Source organism: Dactylosporangium vinaceum, assembly GCF_019904175.1.
GTDB lineage: Bacteria > Actinomycetota > Actinomycetes > Mycobacteriales > Micromonosporaceae > Dactylosporangium > Dactylosporangium vinaceum.
Map to the genome: position 1 here is coordinate 7,530,472 of NZ_CP061913.1, position 14,894 is coordinate 7,545,365.

At 73.2% G+C, this 14,894-nt stretch carries 15 protein-coding genes; 5 read left to right on the top strand and 10 right to left on the bottom strand.

What is annotated here, in order from left to right; genetic code table 11:
• Positions 1-45 precede the first annotated feature (45 nt).
• Positions 46-1,206, bottom strand: coding sequence for a hypothetical protein (locus tag Dvina_RS33735; RefSeq protein ID WP_223093326.1), 1,161 nt, complete (start codon positions 1,204-1,206; stop codon positions 46-48).
• A 129-nt stretch (positions 1,207-1,335) separates the two neighbouring features.
• Here Dvina_RS33735 and Dvina_RS33740 point away from each other — a divergent pair, with 129 nt between their 5' ends.
• Both Dvina_RS33740 and Dvina_RS33745 read left to right on the top strand, forming a co-directional pair.
• Complete coding sequence (locus tag Dvina_RS33740; protein WP_223093327.1) at positions 1,336-2,367, top strand: hypothetical protein; 1,032 nt, start codon at positions 1,336-1,338, stop codon at positions 2,365-2,367.
• Between the two features lie 144 nt (positions 2,368-2,511).
• A complete protein-coding gene (locus Dvina_RS33745) occupies positions 2,512-3,978 on the top strand; it encodes a protein adenylyltransferase SelO (RefSeq protein ID WP_246655491.1) in 1,467 nt (488 codons plus the stop codon).
• Between the two features lie 23 nt (positions 3,979-4,001).
• Here Dvina_RS33745 and Dvina_RS33750 read toward each other — a convergent pair whose 3' ends face one another.
• Together Dvina_RS33750 and Dvina_RS33755 are read right to left on the bottom strand one after the other, a co-directional pair.
• Positions 4,002-4,637: a DUF998 domain-containing protein gene (locus tag Dvina_RS33750; RefSeq protein WP_223093329.1), complete on the bottom strand. Its 636-nt coding sequence runs from the start codon at positions 4,635-4,637 to the stop codon at positions 4,002-4,004.
• A gap of 209 nt (positions 4,638-4,846) precedes the next feature.
• Entirely contained in the window at positions 4,847-5,389 is a 543-nt protein-coding gene (locus Dvina_RS33755; RefSeq protein WP_223093330.1) for a DUF6882 domain-containing protein, read from the bottom strand.
• A gap of 197 nt (positions 5,390-5,586) precedes the next feature.
• On the opposite strand from Dvina_RS33755, the gene Dvina_RS33760 reads away from it, so the two are divergent.
• A complete protein-coding gene (locus Dvina_RS33760) occupies positions 5,587-6,210 on the top strand; it encodes a hypothetical protein (protein ID WP_223093331.1) in 624 nt (207 codons plus the stop codon).
• A 59-nt stretch (positions 6,211-6,269) separates the two neighbouring features.
• On the opposite strand, the gene Dvina_RS33765 is transcribed toward Dvina_RS33760, so the two are convergent.
• The 3 genes from Dvina_RS33765 to Dvina_RS33775 form a co-directional block, all read right to left on the bottom strand.
• Positions 6,270-7,202, bottom strand: a complete 933-nt coding sequence (locus tag Dvina_RS33765) for a TolB family protein (protein WP_223093332.1) — start codon at positions 7,200-7,202, stop codon at positions 6,270-6,272.
• Positions 7,203-7,367: 165 nt separating this feature from the next.
• Complete coding sequence (locus Dvina_RS33770) at positions 7,368-7,931, bottom strand: dihydrofolate reductase family protein (RefSeq protein ID WP_223093333.1); 564 nt, start codon at positions 7,929-7,931, stop codon at positions 7,368-7,370.
• Positions 7,932-8,065: 134 nt separating this feature from the next.
• The gene (locus Dvina_RS33775) at positions 8,066-8,941 is read right to left on the bottom strand and encodes an ornithine cyclodeaminase family protein (RefSeq protein WP_223093334.1); all 876 of its coding nucleotides are present in this window, start codon (positions 8,939-8,941) and stop codon (positions 8,066-8,068) included.
• A 48-nt stretch (positions 8,942-8,989) separates the two neighbouring features.
• Here Dvina_RS33775 and Dvina_RS33780 point away from each other — a divergent pair, with 48 nt between their 5' ends.
• Complete coding sequence (locus tag Dvina_RS33780; RefSeq protein WP_223093335.1) at positions 8,990-9,892, top strand: UbiA prenyltransferase family protein; 903 nt, start codon at positions 8,990-8,992, stop codon at positions 9,890-9,892.
• Between the two features lie 52 nt (positions 9,893-9,944).
• Here the strand turns inward: Dvina_RS33780 and Dvina_RS33785 are convergent, their stop codons facing one another.
• The 3 genes from Dvina_RS33785 to Dvina_RS33795 all read right to left on the bottom strand — a co-directional run bounded on the left by Dvina_RS33785 (position 9,945) and on the right by Dvina_RS33795 (position 12,826).
• A complete protein-coding gene (locus Dvina_RS33785) occupies positions 9,945-11,159 on the bottom strand; it encodes a glycoside hydrolase family 16 protein (RefSeq protein ID WP_223093336.1) in 1,215 nt (404 codons plus the stop codon).
• A 141-nt stretch (positions 11,160-11,300) separates the two neighbouring features.
• Complete coding sequence (locus Dvina_RS33790) at positions 11,301-12,149, bottom strand: DMT family transporter (RefSeq protein WP_223093337.1); 849 nt, start codon at positions 12,147-12,149, stop codon at positions 11,301-11,303.
• Positions 12,134-12,826 (bottom strand): TetR family transcriptional regulator, encoded by a 693-nt coding sequence (locus tag Dvina_RS33795; protein ID WP_223093338.1) that lies wholly within the window; start codon positions 12,824-12,826, stop codon positions 12,134-12,136. Before Dvina_RS33795 ends, Dvina_RS33790 begins: the two co-directional genes overlap by 16 nt.
• Positions 12,827-12,883: 57 nt before the next feature.
• Here Dvina_RS33795 and Dvina_RS33800 point away from each other — a divergent pair, with 57 nt between their 5' ends.
• The gene (locus Dvina_RS33800; protein ID WP_246655492.1) at positions 12,884-13,735 is read left to right on the top strand and encodes an NAD(P)H-binding protein; all 852 of its coding nucleotides are present in this window, start codon (positions 12,884-12,886) and stop codon (positions 13,733-13,735) included.
• Here the strand turns inward: Dvina_RS33800 and Dvina_RS33805 are convergent.
• Complete coding sequence (locus Dvina_RS33805; protein ID WP_223093339.1) at positions 13,680-14,867, bottom strand: trans-sulfuration enzyme family protein; 1,188 nt, start codon at positions 14,865-14,867, stop codon at positions 13,680-13,682. The two genes, Dvina_RS33800 and Dvina_RS33805, sit on opposite strands and share 56 nt — an antisense overlap.
• Positions 14,868-14,894: the final 27 nt, after the last annotated feature.

Here is a 14,894-nt window from a genome sequence, read left to right on the forward strand (position 1 = left end):
TCGTTCGAAGCGTCGCCGATGCGGTGGTGGCGAGGCTGGACGTTGTCAGTGGTTGAGCGTCGCCGCCTCGGCGCGGGCGGCTTCGGCGTCGGTCTGCAGGCCGATGGCGGTGGCGTAGTCGGCGAAGCGGCGCAGGTGCCGGCGGAGGGCTGCGGTGCCGTGCGTGGGGTCGGCCGCGGCCCAGCGGCGGGCGGCGGCCAACGCGGTGCGCTGCGCCTGGAGGGCGTCGCTGCGGCGACCGCCGGACTGCCAGCGGGCCTTGGCGAGGGCGCCCCAGGCCCGGGTCAGGCGGCGGGGGTCGTCGACGCCGGCCAGGCGGCGGATGCCGGCCTCGGCGCCGGCGGCTCGGGCCTTCGCGATGACACGGCCGACGATGAGGGCATCGGGGAGGTAGTCCGCCGGGAGGAGGCGGCCCAGGGCCGCCAACGCGGCGACGCCGTTGAACAGTGCGCGGCGGACGGCGACGCGACGGCGCAGGACGCGCCGCTGGCGGGCGAGGCGCGCGGCGGGCGGGCGGCGGCCGGTTTCGATGCCGTGGCGGTCGAGCACCTCGAGCACTGCGATGTACATGATCCGCCACTGCGGGTCGGCGGCGGCCGCGATGCGCAGGTGGGTCAGGTCGCCGGGCGGTCTGCGGCGCAGCGAGTCGGTGCGGCCGGTGTCGCCGAGGGCCGCGTACAGCAGGGTGGTGGCCTTCAGCTGCCAGGTGTTCCATGGCCCGTCGGCGGCCTCGATCAGCAGCTCGACGGCCTCCTCGTCGCGGCCCGCGTCGCGCAGGCGCAGGGCCTTGGCGACGGCGGGTCCGGCCGGGCGGCGAGGGAGGGCCCGGCCGAGTTCGAGGCATCTGTCGATAAGTGCCGCCGCCTGCTCGTCCCGGCCCGCGACCGGCAGGTGGACCGCGGCGTCGGCGAGGTCGTCGAGTTGATCGAGGCCCGCGCTGCCGCGGGAGAGGGCCTCGGTGGCGTACCGGCCGCAGGCGTCGGCGTCGCGGGCGGCGTCCTCGCGACGACCGCGGACGTGCAGGCAGGCGGCCCGGACGGCGAGCGCGCGGGCCAGGGCGGCGGGATGCCGATCGGCGGTCGGGGTGAGCAGCTCGACGGCGTCCTTGGCGGCGTCGATCGCCCACGCGTGCTCCCCCGCGGCGGACATGCGCAGGGCCTCGCCGAGCCGCCGCCGGGCCCGATACTCCACGTATGCGCGTGCCACCGATGACCACCCCCGGTGCGCTCATCGTAGGCGGCGCGAGCAACGGCGTTCGGGTACCGGCCTGCCGAGGCCGGTCGGTCCCGGCAGGGCGACCTCGCGGCCCGTGCGGTGCCGGGAGTAGGGTCGGGCATGCCATTCAGGTCGATTCATAGCCCCGAGTTCGCGGTCGACACCCAGGCCGACGTCGCGGCCCTCGTCGATATGCTCGGCCCGGCCGCCACCAACCAGCGGCTGCGCGACGCTCTGTGCGACGTGTTCGCCTATGTCGCGGGCGTACACCTCGACTGGTTCCTCCCGCATCAGGAGCGCGTGGTCCTGGAGCTGCTCGACGGGTTCGGGGTCACGTTCGACACGCGGTGCACGCTGCTGCACGGGGCGCCGGACACCTGCGTGGAGCATCTGGCTCGGCGGGTGCGGGACCGGTGGTCGGAGGACCACCTGGAGTCCCTGGCCGCGATCGGGACGGCGCCGGCGCTCGCCGCGGTCGCCGACCTCGTGCGTGGGCACGACGGCAAGCACGACCTGGAGGACGCCGGATTCTGGGTGCCGCCGGACGGCCCGGCGCAGCAACGGTTCTCCTCGCACCTGCTGGCCGTCGAGCGGCGGCCGGTCGCCGACCTGGCGGAGCTGCTCGCGGCGGACCACCCGGTCGGCCTCCCGCTGGACCGGGTCCTCCGCGAGCCTGCGGGCACCGCTGTCGAGTGGCATTTCCTGTCCCTGCGCGCCGCCGCACTGCCCGGCGTCCCCGAGTGGCCGGCCGAGCGCATACACCTGCTCGGGGCCGGCGGGTGGGAGGTCGCGGGCTCCGTCGGCGAGGACGGCCGCTGGTACGACGTCATCAGCGAGCACCGTGCACCCGCCGAAGAGCCCTGGAACGGCAACGACGACCCGGACAGCTGGGGCGCCGTCGTGCTGCGGCCTTACGACGACACGCTGGTGTACTGCAACAGTCACATCCACTCGACGCCTGACGTCTTCGGCACGGTGGGCGGCCCGCCGATCGGCGTGTACTCGAACCCGTCATGCCGATCCTGCGGCCGGCTGATGTTCCACGTCGCGACCCTGACCAACCAGATCCGCGAGTACGCCGACGGCTTCTGCAGCCTCTACATCTGCGAGGACTGTCACGTGACGGCCTGCACGGCCCCGAACTGGAACTGACGTCCTGCGGGTCCCGGCCCGCGTCGGCGCCCGGCACGGTCCGCGCGCCGACCTGCGCAACGCGGTGGTCGGGGCCGGACCGCGACTCGACCGGAAGAAACCGGTCCTTTGTTGCGCGGCGGCAAGCGTGCCTACGCTGCAGGGGTGAGTATCGCATCGCAGATCGTGCCGGACCGGGACATCCGCCTCGACAACCGCTTCGCCAGTGAGCTTCCCGAGCTCGGGGTGGCGTGGAAGGCGCAGGAGCCCGTCGAGGCCCGGCTGCTCGTGCTCGACGAGGACGTCGCCGCCGAGGTCGGGCTCGACCCGGCCTGGCTGCGCACCGGCGACGGGGTGCGGCTGCTGCTCGGTGTGGACGTGCCCGCCGGTGCCACCCCGGTCGCCCAGGCGTACTCCGGCCACCAGTTCGGCCGCTATTCGCCGCGGCTCGGCGACGGCCGCGCGCTGCTGCTCGGCGAGCTCACCGGCACTGACGGCCGGCTCCTCGACCTGCACCTGAAAGGGTCCGGGCGCACGCCGTTCGCACGCGGCGGTGACGGGCTCGCAGCCGTCGGGCCGATGCTGCGCGAGTACGTCGTCAGCCGCGCCATGGCGGCCCTGGGCATCCCCACGACCAGGGCCCTCGCCGTGGTCGCGACCGGCCGGGCCGTGCGGCGCGAGACGCTCCTGCCCGGTGCGGTACTCGCCCGTGTGGCCGCCAGCCACCTGCGGGTCGGCAGCTTCCAGTACGCCCGCTCGATCGACGACACCGAACTGCTGCGACGGCTCGCCGACCATGCCATCGCCCGGCACCACCCCACCGCGGCCGGGGAGTCCGAGCCGTATGCGGCGCTGCTGCGCGGCGTCGTCGAGGCGCAGGCGTCACTCATCGCCAAATGGATGCTCGTCGGATTCGTGCACGGCGTCATGAACACCGACAACATGACCATCTCCGGCGAGACGATCGACTACGGTCCGTGCGCGTTCCTCGACGTCTACGACCCGGCGACCGTCTACAGCTCGATCGACGAGGGCGGGCGGTACGCGTTCGGCAACCAGCCGATCGTCGCACAGTGGAACCTGGCCCGGCTCGCCGAGGCGATGCTGCCGCTGCTGCACGAGGACGAACAGCAGGCGGTGACCGTCGCGCAGGACCTCCTCGACGGGTTCCGGGTGGCGTTCGCGGCGGCCTGGTCGGCCGGTCTGCGCGCGAAGCTCGGCCGGGCCGGCGACGAGCAGGCCGACCCTCTCGGCGACGAGCTGCTCACACTCCTGCAAACCGGGCGGGTCGACCTCACCTCGGGTTTCCGCGCCCTGGCCGACGCGGCCCGGGGCGACACGGCACCGGCTCGCCGGCTGTTCAGTGGCGCCGACGGATTCGAGGCGTGGCTGACCCGGTGGCTCGCCCTCGCCCCGGACGCCGACGCGATGGACCGGATCAACCCGCTGTACATCCCCCGCAACCACCTCGTCGAGGAGGCCCTGGCCGCGGCGACCGGCGGCGACCTGGAGCCGCTGCACGAGCTCGTGGCCGCGGTGAGCGCACCCTACGAGCCGCGGCCCGGCCGGGAACGCTACGCGGCCCCGGCCCCGGAGGACTTCGGCACCTACCGCACGTTCTGCGGCACCTGAGCCCAGCCGCTCCCGCCCGGGCATCAGACAGTGCCGGCATCCTGCGCGTCGGCCCGGCCGAGCAGCACCGCGAGACCGGCGGCGGCCATCCACACCGGCACGGCGAAGGCGGCAACCCGCTCGGTGCCGCCCATGCCCAGCCCGAGGTACGTGCCGGACAGGTGCAGCCCCGCCCCGGCCAGCCCAAGCACGCCGGTCAATACTGTGAACCGGCGCATTGGAGCGGGCCAGCCACTGCGTCCGGCCAGGAGCAAGCCGACGTTGCCGGCGAAGAAGATCAGCACCGCGCCGAGCAGATGCCACTCCAGGCGCACGTCGGCCGGCACGAACCCGACAAGCACCCAGGCCCCGGATGCTGCGAGCAGCAGCGTCGGCGCGGGACGGGCCCGCCAATACCGCCGCAGCAGCAGCACCCCGGCCGTGAGCAGCAGCCCGGACACCACGAGGGCGGCGTTCATCCAGGCATGCCGGGGCGAGCACACGTACCGCCGGTCGTCACCCCAGGGCCCGCAGCTCACGTTGCCGAGGTCGCTGATGTTGTGGTGGACCCAGCTGTACGGCTGGACCCACGCCGCCTGCACCACCAGGTGCGCGGCGAGGAACACGACCGCGGCGAGTACCCAGCACACCGCCCCGAACCGAGCCGCTCCCGATCTCATGGCGGTCAGCCTGGCATCGGGGGCCGGCCGCCCACATCTACCGAACGGCAGATCCGGCCACGCATCGCCCGACGGCGTTCGATCACGTCGGACCCGTCCTCATGTGCCGCATCAGATGCACTGATCTGCTGCGAGTCGTGCGCAGCGGCCGGACAGAGCCTCTCGGCGATTACGACTGGTCCATGGTGGGCGGTCAGACTGAGCTGACGCTATTCGATCGCGACCTTGAAGGACGAGACCTTCCCGTCGTTGGTGGCGAGCGTGACGTCGCCAAAGGTGATGATCGGGATCGAGGCGGTTCCTGCGCCGCGATAGAAGCCGGTCGCGCGGGTGATCCTGACGGCCAGAGCGGACAGGCTTGCGGCCACGTCGTCATCGGCCTCGACCTTCGGGCGGGCGAGACCGGCTTGGCCGTGCTCCTCCGCCCAGTCCCGAACAGTGCGCGAATCCTGGCTCATCGCCGGAAGGACCGACTCGTTGGCCCACGCCCAGAGCCAGGATGTCGCTGACGGGTTGTAGCTGCCGATGAGCTGGGCCGCAGCTGTCGCTGTCTTGTCCGGGAACGTCCACGTAATGATGCCGGTGCGCTGGTCGAGCCCCCAGTGGTCCGCCGTGCCCAGTCCCCACGACATGTGCGCCTCAGCAAGCCGGCCGATCATCTCCTCGCCTTGCAGCAGCAGCGTGGCCAGGTCTGCGGAACCGGGCGTCGACGCACTGCCGGCCGCTGCCTTGCCACGTCCGAAGATCCCCATACCGGGCAGTCTCACATACAGTCGCGCCTCAAGTCGGCGATCCGACAGGCGGTGCACCACACACTCCATCTGATCTCGGCGGAGCCGGCAGGTTCCCCGGGCCGTGGGAGCGTCGATGGATCACGTCGCCGAAGAGCCGTGCGGTTCGTAAGCGGTTGGAAAGAGTCGCGCGCCGGAACCGGGCCTACGATCCGTGGGTGCGCCGATCGCCAACCCTGGGCAAGCTGGTCGCTGTCACCGTCGTCCCGGCGCTGCTCGCCGTCGTCGGCCTGTTCCATCCGACCGGGCTCGATCCGTCCACTGCCCACATGTGGGCGATGATGCATATCTGGCTGCTGCCGGTGTTCCCGCTGCTCACGCTGGGGCTGATCGTGCCGTTGTGGGGGCGGCCGGTGCGCGGGGCCGCCGGTGTGGCGACGGTTGTGGCCTGGCTCGGCGCGGCGGTGTTCGCGGCGCTGTACACCGGGCTCGACGCGGTTGCGGGTATCGCGGCCGGCACCGTGCAGTCCAACGCGGTCGAGGGGCAGGATGTGCGCCAGTCGATCGCCGCGCTGTTCGAGACCGCGGACGCGATGGGGCACGCCGGTGTGCAGGCGCTCGCGGTCGCCGTGGTCGCCGCGTCCGCGGTCCTTGCGGGCCGGCACGGCTGGCGGGTGCTGCCGGGCACGGCCGTCCTGCTCGTGTGCACGTACCAGTTCTACGACAGCCACATCTTCTACCCGCGCGGGGTGCTCACCATGGTCGGCTTCGCGGTCGGCTTCGCCTTGCTCAACTGGCCGGCGGTGCACCACCCGGCGGCGGCACCGGCGCCGGGTGAGTAGTCCGGGCCATCCGTAGGGCTGGCCCGGAGACGATGGGCCGGCCCGGGTGCCGGCCCGGCTCAGATCGGGCGCCAGTCGGGGACCTCGTCCGTCGTGGCGCCCGCGGTGACCTGGACCCGCCCGGTGCCGTCGGGGTTGATCGTGTAGATGTGCCCCCAGGCCTCGTCGTCATCCAGGTCGCAGTACGCGATGCGGGTGCCGTCGGGCGACCAGGCCGGCATGGTGTGGTGGGTGTCGCTGCCCGGTCGCGGCCTTGTCACAAGCGTCACCCGCCCGCCTCCCGATGCGGGGGTGCGGTAGATCCCGCCGCCGGTGCCGCTGCCCACGACGAAGCGGCTGAACGCGAGCTGGGAGCCGTCCGGGGACCAGTCCGGACGGGAGTCGTAGACCCCGGCGACGGGCCGGGTGACCGCCGTCGCCGACAGGGTCGCCGGGTCGAGCGTGACCAGGTTGCTGCCGCCCGCGGGCAGGTCGCTGGAGTAGGCGATCCGCGTGCCGTCCGGCGACCATACCGGCGCGTGCTCGTCGATGCCGGCGGTGACGGTCAGGTACATGAGATTGCTGCCGTCGGCGTCGATGACGCAGATGTCGCTGCCGGCGCCGGACCGGCACTCGTAGACCAGCCGGGTGCCGTCCGGCGACCAGGCCGGGGCCGCCGCGGCGCCGCTGTAGGGCAGCACGTGCAGCCCGGAGCCGTCGGCGTCCATCACCCACAGCTCGTCCGCGCCGGCCCCGAAGCGGCGCAGCGCGATGTGCGCGCCGTCGGCGGACCAGGCCGGGTCGCGGTCCTCGATCTTCGGCGTGCCGGTGACGTTGGTGAGGCCCTTGCCGGCCGCGGTGACCGTGTAGATGTCGCCCAACACGTTCGCCGCGTCGAAGCGCTGGAACACCAGGCGGCCGTTGACACCGGGGAAGGCCGCGGCGGCGGGGGCGGCCGGGAGCACCGCCACCAGCGCGACAGCGGCCAGGCTCATCGTCAGGAGTCGCTTCATGCGCGGCACCGTAGCGCCCCCGGACCCGCCCAACAGCTGACAAGTCGGATCGGTGCCGAAACCCGACAGCAGTGCCCGGACAGCGGGTACCGCACCGATCGGGTCGGACCGGGCCCGCCGCACGCGCGTCATGGAAGCGGCGGCGGACGCGGGCGCGGGTGGGGCTCAGCGGTCGGCCGTGCGGTAGTGCAGGTGCAGGACGCCGTTGGCGAAGCGGCGCTCGTCGAGGAGTTCGAGGTCGGTGCGGGTGCCGGTCGGGAGGCCCGGTTTGCCGCCGCCGAGGGCCACCGGCCAGAGGAACAGGCGGCACTCGTCGACCAGGCCGGCCCGGAACGCCTGCGCCGCGAGGTCGGCCCCTCCGATGGTGAGCTCGCCGCCGGTCGCGGTCTTCAGCTCCCGCACCGCGGCGGGGTCGAAGCGGCGTTCGAGGCGGGTGCCGGCCGTCGTCACCGCGGGCAGCGTCGTGGAGTACACGACCTTGCTCGCCGCCTGCCAGACGTTCGCGAACCCGGCCATGGGCTCGGACCGCGCGGCAAGCGTGGGGTCGGTCTCCCAGGTGGCCATCCCCTCGTACATCCGCCGCCCGTAGAGCATCGTGCCCACGGGCCGCAGGAGGTCGGTGTAGAACGCGAACAACTCGTCGTCCATCGGCAGCCAGGCGAAGACGCCCTCCGGGTCTTCGATGTAGCCGTCGAGCGACAGGTTCGTCACGTAGATGAGCTTGCCCATGCGGTACCTCTCGGTGGTCGATCGAACCGGATCAAGTATCAGGCCGCCGCAGTCCCCGGCCGGCCGGAACCGGCTGTCCTCACCTGTTCTACGAACGGCCCGCGGCGGATCGGACACCGGCGCCGCAACCCGTCCTACCGGGAAGCGCGGGCCAGGATCGCCTCGGCGGTGACGAGGTCCTGCCAGGCCATGCCGGAGCCCTTGAACAGGACCTGGCCCGGGCCGGCCGGCGGCGGGCGGTGCATCGGGGCCAGGCGGTCCTCCGGGACGGCGGCCAGGATGAGGTCGCCGCACTCGCGCAGGGCGGTGGCCACGTCCTCGACGATGACGGTGGCGCGGTGGCACAGGGCGGCGTCGACCTCGCGGGCGTCCGGCTCGTGGGAGCCGACGGCGATGACGATCGCGTCGGCGCGCAGGATCGCCGAGTCGAACAGTGGTTCGCGGGCCGTTGTCGCGCACACCACGACGTCGGCGTCGGCGAGGGACGGCGGGATGCCTGTCGTGCGGTTCGCGAAGTCCACGTGGGACAGTTCGGCGACGGCGGCCAGGGCGTCGCGGTGGCCGCGGCCCTGGGGGCCGGTGCCGAAGATGACGACCCGCAGCGGGCGCGGGGGCAGATACCGGCGGACGGCGGCCACCGAGACCGCCGGTGTGCGCACGGCGGTGAGCGCGGCGCCGTCGAAGAGAGCGGCCGGCTGCAGTGTCGCGCCGTCGAAGAGGACGTAGACGGCGTTGACCGTCGGCAGGCCGCGGCCCGCGTTGGCCGGGGCCACGGTCGCCAGCTTCACGCCGACGCCGGCGGCTGACGTGGCCGGCATGAGCAGCAGCTGACCGGCCGGGACCGGCACGGGCACTCGCGGTACACCGGCCGCCGGGTCCAGGCCTTGCCGGAGGGCCCGCTCGATGGCGGCGACCGCGGCGGCGGGCGGCAGGAGGCGGCTGACGGCGGCCGCGTCGTAGTAGGGAAGGGCCGGCACGGCACGGTCCCGGCCAACCGGGCGAATCTCCATGGCCACCATTCTCAGCCCGGCCACAGCGCGCGGCGCGACGATGAGGGCATGACGGGGGTCATCGATCGACAGGCGTTCCTGCTCGTGGCCGTGTCCCGGCCGTGGTTCTGGCCGGTGTCGTGGGTGCCGGCGTACCTCGGGACCGTGCTCGCGTCGCACCGCTGGGAACCTTCCCAGTCCGACCTGGCGCGCTCGCTGCTGGCCCTGCTGGTGCTCGGCCCGCTCGTCTGGGGCGCCGTGCTCGCCCAGAACGACCTGCACGACCTGCCCAGCGACCGGGCCAATCCGCGCAAGGCCAACGCGCCACTGGTGACCGGGCGTCTCAGCGCCAGAAGCCTCCGGATGTGGTACTTCCTGTGCGCCCTCGCCGCCCTGTGCGCCGCCTGGTTCGTCCGCCCGCTGTTCGTCCTCGGCGTCGCCGGCGTCCTCGCGCTCGGCTGGGCGTACAGCGTCCCGCCGCTGCGCCTGAAGACGCGGCCGGGCTGGGACGTCGCCGTGAACGCGGTGGTCGTCGGCGTCGTGTCACCGGCCGCGGGCTGGGCCGTCACCCGCCCGCCCTGGGACTTCCCGTGGCCGTTCGCCCTGATCGGCCTGCTGTTCGCGGCCGCGCTGTACATCCCGACCACCGTCACGGACCTGCCCGCCGACGCCCACGCCGGGTACACGACGTTCGCCGTGCGCTACGGCCGTGCGCACGCCTTCTGCACCGGCACGGTGCTCTGGACCGCGGCCCTGCTCACATCCCTGGTGTGCGCGGCGCTCGACGTGCTCGTGCCGCGCTCGACGCTCGTGGCCCAGCTGTGGATGGCCCCGGTGCTCGTCGCCGCCTACGCCGCCCTGACGTGGCGCCCGTCGATCATGCGCCTGGCCCTGCTGTCGGTGCTGTTCGGGGTCCCGACAGCAGGGTTCGCCCTGGCCTACATCGGCGGCGGGCCACCGACCCCCGTCTGACCGATGGAGAGCCTCCTCCCGGCTGCTACCCGCGCGGGTAGCGACGGCGCTGCTAGGCGCGGGTCCACTTCTGGTTGCCGGCGCCTGTGCAGTCCCACAGCTGCAGTTGCGAGCCGTTGGCCGTGCCGTGGCCGGCGACGTCGACGCAGCGGTTCGCGGCGATGTTGACCAGGTCGCCCGCGGCCGAGAGCGTGAACTTCTGCGCGTTCGTGCCGTTGCACGAGTACAGCTGAATCGCTGTACCGTTGGCAGTTGCGGCGCCGGCCGCGTCCATGCACTTGCCGAGCGCCCGCACCGTGCCGTCGGAGCCGATCGTCCACTGCTGGGCGGCCGTGCCGTTGCAGTCGTAGACCTGCAGGCGTACGCCGTCGGCGGGGTTGGCGGCGGGGATGTCGATGCAGCGTCCGCTCTCCGTCCCGCGCAGGGCGCTGCCGCCCGGGGGCGGCGTGGTGCTCGACGTGCTCACGTGCACGTAGTCGACGAGCATCCGGTTGAGCGACGGGGTGCTGCCGTCGGGGCTGCCGGGGAACGAGCCGCCGACCGCCAGGTTGAGGATGATGAAGAACGGGTGGTCGTAGACCCACGGGTTGCCGCGGGTGCTGGCCGGCGTGGCCCGGAAGTACTCGGAGCCGTCGATCGTCCAGACGATGAGGTTCGGCGACCAGTCGACGGCGAACGTGTGGTACGCGTTGCCGAGCGGCTGGCCGATGTTGCGGGTGCCGCCGACCGCGTTGCCGCCGGAGTACCCCGGGCCGTGGATGGTCCCGTAGACGGTGTTCGGGTCCCGGCCGACGTTCTCCATGATGTCGATCTCGCCGTCGCCGGGCCAGTTGCCGCCGCCGAGCATCCAGAACGCGGGCCAGAGCCCGTTGCCCTTCGGCACCTGGATGCGGGCCTCGATGTGGCCGTACTGCTGCGTGAACTTCCCGGCCGTCTGGATGCGCCCGGACGTCCACTGGCAGGTGCCGTACCAGCAGGTGCGCCCGCCGCTCTCGCGCCGGGCCTCGATGACCAGGTGGCCCTGGCCGTCCTGGTACACGTTGCTGGTGCCGCTGTTGTAGTACTCGAGTTCGGAGTTGCCGAAGCCGCCGCCCCCGGTGTCGAAGTTCCACTTCGCGGCGTCGACGCCCTGCCCGCCGGCGCCGCTGAAGTCCTCGTTCCAGACGACTGCGGCCTGCGCGGCGGTGGGTGCCGCCGCGACGACCAGGCCGGTCGCCGCGATCGTCGCCATCAGCGCGGCGGACGCCAATGACCTGAGTCTGCGCATCTGCTTACCTCCCCAGGCGGATTTGTGAGGTTACTTAACAGATCCATCGGAGGCTATGACTAACAGTCCCGTACGTCAATACGCGTCTTGAATTAAGACACATCAATGCGCGCGTCGACCTATGTTCACACCGGCCGCAGCTCAGAGGCTCAGCAGCACGATCCCGACCGTGACGACGGCGGCCGCGACGGCCCGGCGCCGTCCGAGCGCCTCACCCAGGAACGCGGCTCCGATCAGCGCGCCGATGACGATGCTCGTCTCGCGCAGCGCCGCGATCGCCGCCGTCGCCCCGCTCGTCTGGGCCACGAGCACGAGCCCGTAGGCGGCGACGGACACCAGCCCGCCGCCGATTCCGGCCGCCCACAGCCCGCGCGCCTGCTCGACGACCTTCCGCCGCCGGCGCACGAGCGCGACGACCGGGAGCACGGGCCCCTGCAACAGGAACAGCCACGCCGCATAGACGGGCACCGGCGTGACCGCGACCGCCGCCGCATCGATGACGGTGTACCCCGCGATGGCCACCCCGGTCGCGAGGGCCGCTCCGATCACCGCCCGGTTGCGCCGTTCCCGGCCGACGGCGGCGAGACTGAGCAGCCCCGCCGTGATGACCACGATCCCGGCCGCCTGCACGATCGGCAGCCGCCGCCCGAGCACCACCTCGATGACGGCGACGAGCCACGGTGCGCTGCCGCGGGCGATCGGGTACGCCTGGCTGAAGTCCCCGAGCTCGTAGCTGGCCCACAGCAGCAGCACGTAGACGACGTGCATCGCCGCCGACGCGAGCAGATACGGCCAGGCGGCGGCCGGCGGCGCGCCGAGCACCAGCACGCCGGCCGCACCCGCGCCGGTGCAGCCGAGCCCGATCAGCGCGAAGCCGATGAGCCGGTCCCGGACCCCGTGGGCGAGGGCGTTCCAGGCCGCGTGCAGGACGGCGGCGGCGAGGGTGAGCGCGATGACGCCGGCGCTGAGGCCGGCTACCGGGTCAGCCACTCGCCGAGGAGGGAGCGTTCGGCCGGGGTCAGGGTGGGCAGCGTCGGGACGACGGCCCGGAAGGCGACGGCGAGCGCCGTCGCGTCGTCCGGGGGTACCGCCGGCGCGTCGTTCAGCAGCACGCCGAGCACTGCGGTCAGCATGTCGTCGGCGAGCGTGGGATCACGGTCCTCGGGAGGCGTCGCGAGGATCGTCAGGACCGCACCGTTCCCGGCCGCCCGGAGCAGCGCGATGGCCCGGTCCTCGGGCACGCGCAGCCGGCCGGCCGCGGCGATGCGGTGGACGCGGGCGCGCAGGACCTCGTACCCGGCCTCGGCGGCCGGGGACGGGCGCGTGCGGGTGAGGTCGCTCATGAGCGTGAAGAGGGCGCCGTTGGCGAGACCGAACTCGATCTGGGTCCGCCAGCCGGCCCGCAGGTCCTCGACCGGGTCGGCGAGCGAGGCGGTCCGGGCCTTGTCCGCCACGTACGTCGCCAGGACGTGCTCGGCGACGGCGTCGAGCAGGGCGTCCTTGTCCTCGAAGAACCGGTAGATCGTCGGGGCCTGCAGGCCGGCCTCCTGCGCGACCGCGCGGACCGTCACCGCGGCCGCACCCTGCTCCCGCAGGAGGCGGGCGGCGACCTCCACGATCCGTGCCCTGGTCCGCTCCCGGCTCGTGCTCACCGCCCCAGTCTCCATGTAACGACGATAACAGTCTCTTGCTAACGACGTTGCTAACGGTGATAGCATCCTGGCATGAACAATGATCTGATCATCGTGACCGGCGCGACCGGGCAGCTCGGACGCCAGATCGTGGAGCGGCTGCTGGCTCGGGTGCCGGCCGGACGGGTCGGCGTCTCCGTGCGCGATCCCCAGAAGGCGGCCTTCCCCAACGCCCGGCGGGGCGACTTCACCGACCCCGCGACCCTCAAGGAGGCGTTCGAGGGCGCCGGCCAGGTGCTCATCGTCTCCACCAACACCGCCGGGGAGGCCGCCCTCGCCCAGCACCGCGCCGCGATCGACGCCGCCCGCGACGCCGGGGCCGGCCGCATCCTCTACACCAGCCACCAGGGCGCAGCCGTGGACTCGCGGTTCGAGCCGATGCCCGACCACGCGGCGACCGAGGCCTACCTGGCGGCGAGCGGCACGCCGTGGACCGCGCTGCGCAACGGCTTCTACGTCAGCACCATCGCCCACCTGCTGGGCCGGGCGGTCGAGACCGGCGAGCTCGTGGCGCCCGCCGACGGGCCGGTGTCGTGGACGGCGCACGCCGACCTGGCCGAGGCGGCCGCGGTCATCCTGGCCGACGGCGGCTTCGACGGCCCGACGCCGCCGCTGACCGCCCCGGACGCCGTGGACCTGGAGGGCGTGGCGGCGATCGTCGGCGACCTCACCGGCCGGACCGTGCGCCGCGTGGTCGCCGACGATCAGGAGTGGGTCGCCGGCCTGGTGTCCCACGGGGTGCCGCAGGCGCAGGCGACGATGCTGCTCGGCATGTTCGAGGCGTCCCGCCGGGGCGAGTTCGCCCCGACCGGACCACTGCTCGAGCAGCTCATCGGCCGTCCGGCGACGCCGGTCCGCGCCTACCTGGAGACGCTGCTGCGCTGAGCGCGGCCACGAGATCGGCGATGATGTCCTCCGGCTCCTCCAGCCCGACGGAGAGCCGCAGCAGCGCCGGATCGATGCCGGTCGCCGTGTCGCCGTGCGTGAACAGCAGGCTTACCGGGTGTGTGATCAGGGTTTCGGTACCGCCCAGACTCACCGCGTTGCGCGCCAGTCGCGTGCCGCGCAGGACGGCCGTCGCGGCCTCGGCGGACGCGACGGTGAACGAGAGCATGCCGCCGAACCCGGCCATCTGACGCCGGGCGAGTTCGTGCTGCGGATGGCCGGGCAGGCCGGGATAGTGCACGGCGGTCACGGCCGGGTGGGCGGCCAGGGCCTCGGCGACGGCCTGGCCGTTCGCGTTGTGCCGGGCCATCCGCAGCGGGAACGTTCTCAGCCCCCGGGCCAGCAGCCACGCCTCGAACGGGTGGCAGGTCGGGCCGAGCACGCGGGCCGTGTCCCAGGCGCGGTCGATGAGCTCGGCCCGGCCGGTGAGGACGCCCGCCGTCACGTCGCTGTGCCCGTTGAGGTACTTCGTCGCCGACTGCACCACCAGGTCCACGCCCAGGTCGAGCGGGCGGGTGTTGTACGGGGAGGCGAACGTGTTGTCGACGACGAACAGTGCCCGCGGCGCGGCGGCCCGCACGGCCGCGAGGTCGGTCAGCACCATCGCCGGGTTGCTCGGCGTCTCGGCGTAGACCAGGTCGGTGGTGTCGTCGACGGCGTCCTGGAGGGACTCCTGCGCCACCAGGTTCACCTCGACGCCGAACGAGGGCAGCACGTCGCGCAGCAGCGTGAGCGCCGCCGTGTAGTGGTCGGCCTGGGCGACGACCCGGGTGCCGGCCCGGACGTTCGACAGCAGCGCCGCGCTCACCGCGGCCATCCCGCTGCCCACCAGCAGCGCCCGCTCGGCGCCGTCGAGGTCGGCCAGGATCGCCTCGGCCTCGGCGGCGTTCGGTGAGCCGTACCGCGTGTAGTAGCCGACGGGCGCCACGGCCTCCGCGATCTGCGCGGCCTCGGCCGTCCGCGGCAGCTCGTACGTGCTCGTCTGATAGACGGGTGTCGTCACCGGCACCCCGCCCGGCCGGGCGGGGACGTCGGGGTGCAGCAGCCGGGTCATGCTCGGGCGGATCTCCATGTACCCGAGTATCGCCTCCGGGGAATG

Bases quoted from the DNA above. Each gene is read 5' to 3' on its own strand.
- Dvina_RS33795 (WP_223093338.1), bottom strand. From the start codon at position 12,826: ATGGAGACTGGGGCGGTGAGCACGAGCCGGGAGCGGACCAGGGCACGG.
- Dvina_RS33765 (WP_223093332.1), bottom strand. From the start codon at position 7,202: ATGAAGCGACTCCTGACGATGAGCCTGGCCGCTGTCGCGCTGGTGGCG.
- Dvina_RS33780 (WP_223093335.1), top strand. From the start codon at position 8,990: ATGACGGGGGTCATCGATCGACAGGCGTTCCTGCTCGTGGCCGTGTCC.
- Dvina_RS33800 (WP_246655492.1), top strand. From the start codon at position 12,884: ATGAACAATGATCTGATCATCGTGACCGGCGCGACCGGGCAGCTCGGA.
- Dvina_RS33775 (WP_223093334.1), bottom strand. From the start codon at position 8,941: ATGGAGATTCGCCCGGTTGGCCGGGACCGTGCCGTGCCGGCCCTTCCC.
- Dvina_RS33770 (WP_223093333.1), bottom strand. From the start codon at position 7,931: ATGGGCAAGCTCATCTACGTGACGAACCTGTCGCTCGACGGCTACATC.
- Dvina_RS33805 (WP_223093339.1), bottom strand. From the start codon at position 14,867: ATGGAGATCCGCCCGAGCATGACCCGGCTGCTGCACCCCGACGTCCCC.
- Dvina_RS33740 (WP_223093327.1), top strand. From the start codon at position 1,336: ATGCCATTCAGGTCGATTCATAGCCCCGAGTTCGCGGTCGACACCCAG.
- Dvina_RS33750 (WP_223093329.1), bottom strand. From the start codon at position 4,637: ATGAGATCGGGAGCGGCTCGGTTCGGGGCGGTGTGCTGGGTACTCGCC.
- Dvina_RS33785 (WP_223093336.1), bottom strand. From the start codon at position 11,159: ATGCGCAGACTCAGGTCATTGGCGTCCGCCGCGCTGATGGCGACGATC.
- Dvina_RS33755 (WP_223093330.1), bottom strand. From the start codon at position 5,389: ATGGGGATCTTCGGACGTGGCAAGGCAGCGGCCGGCAGTGCGTCGACG.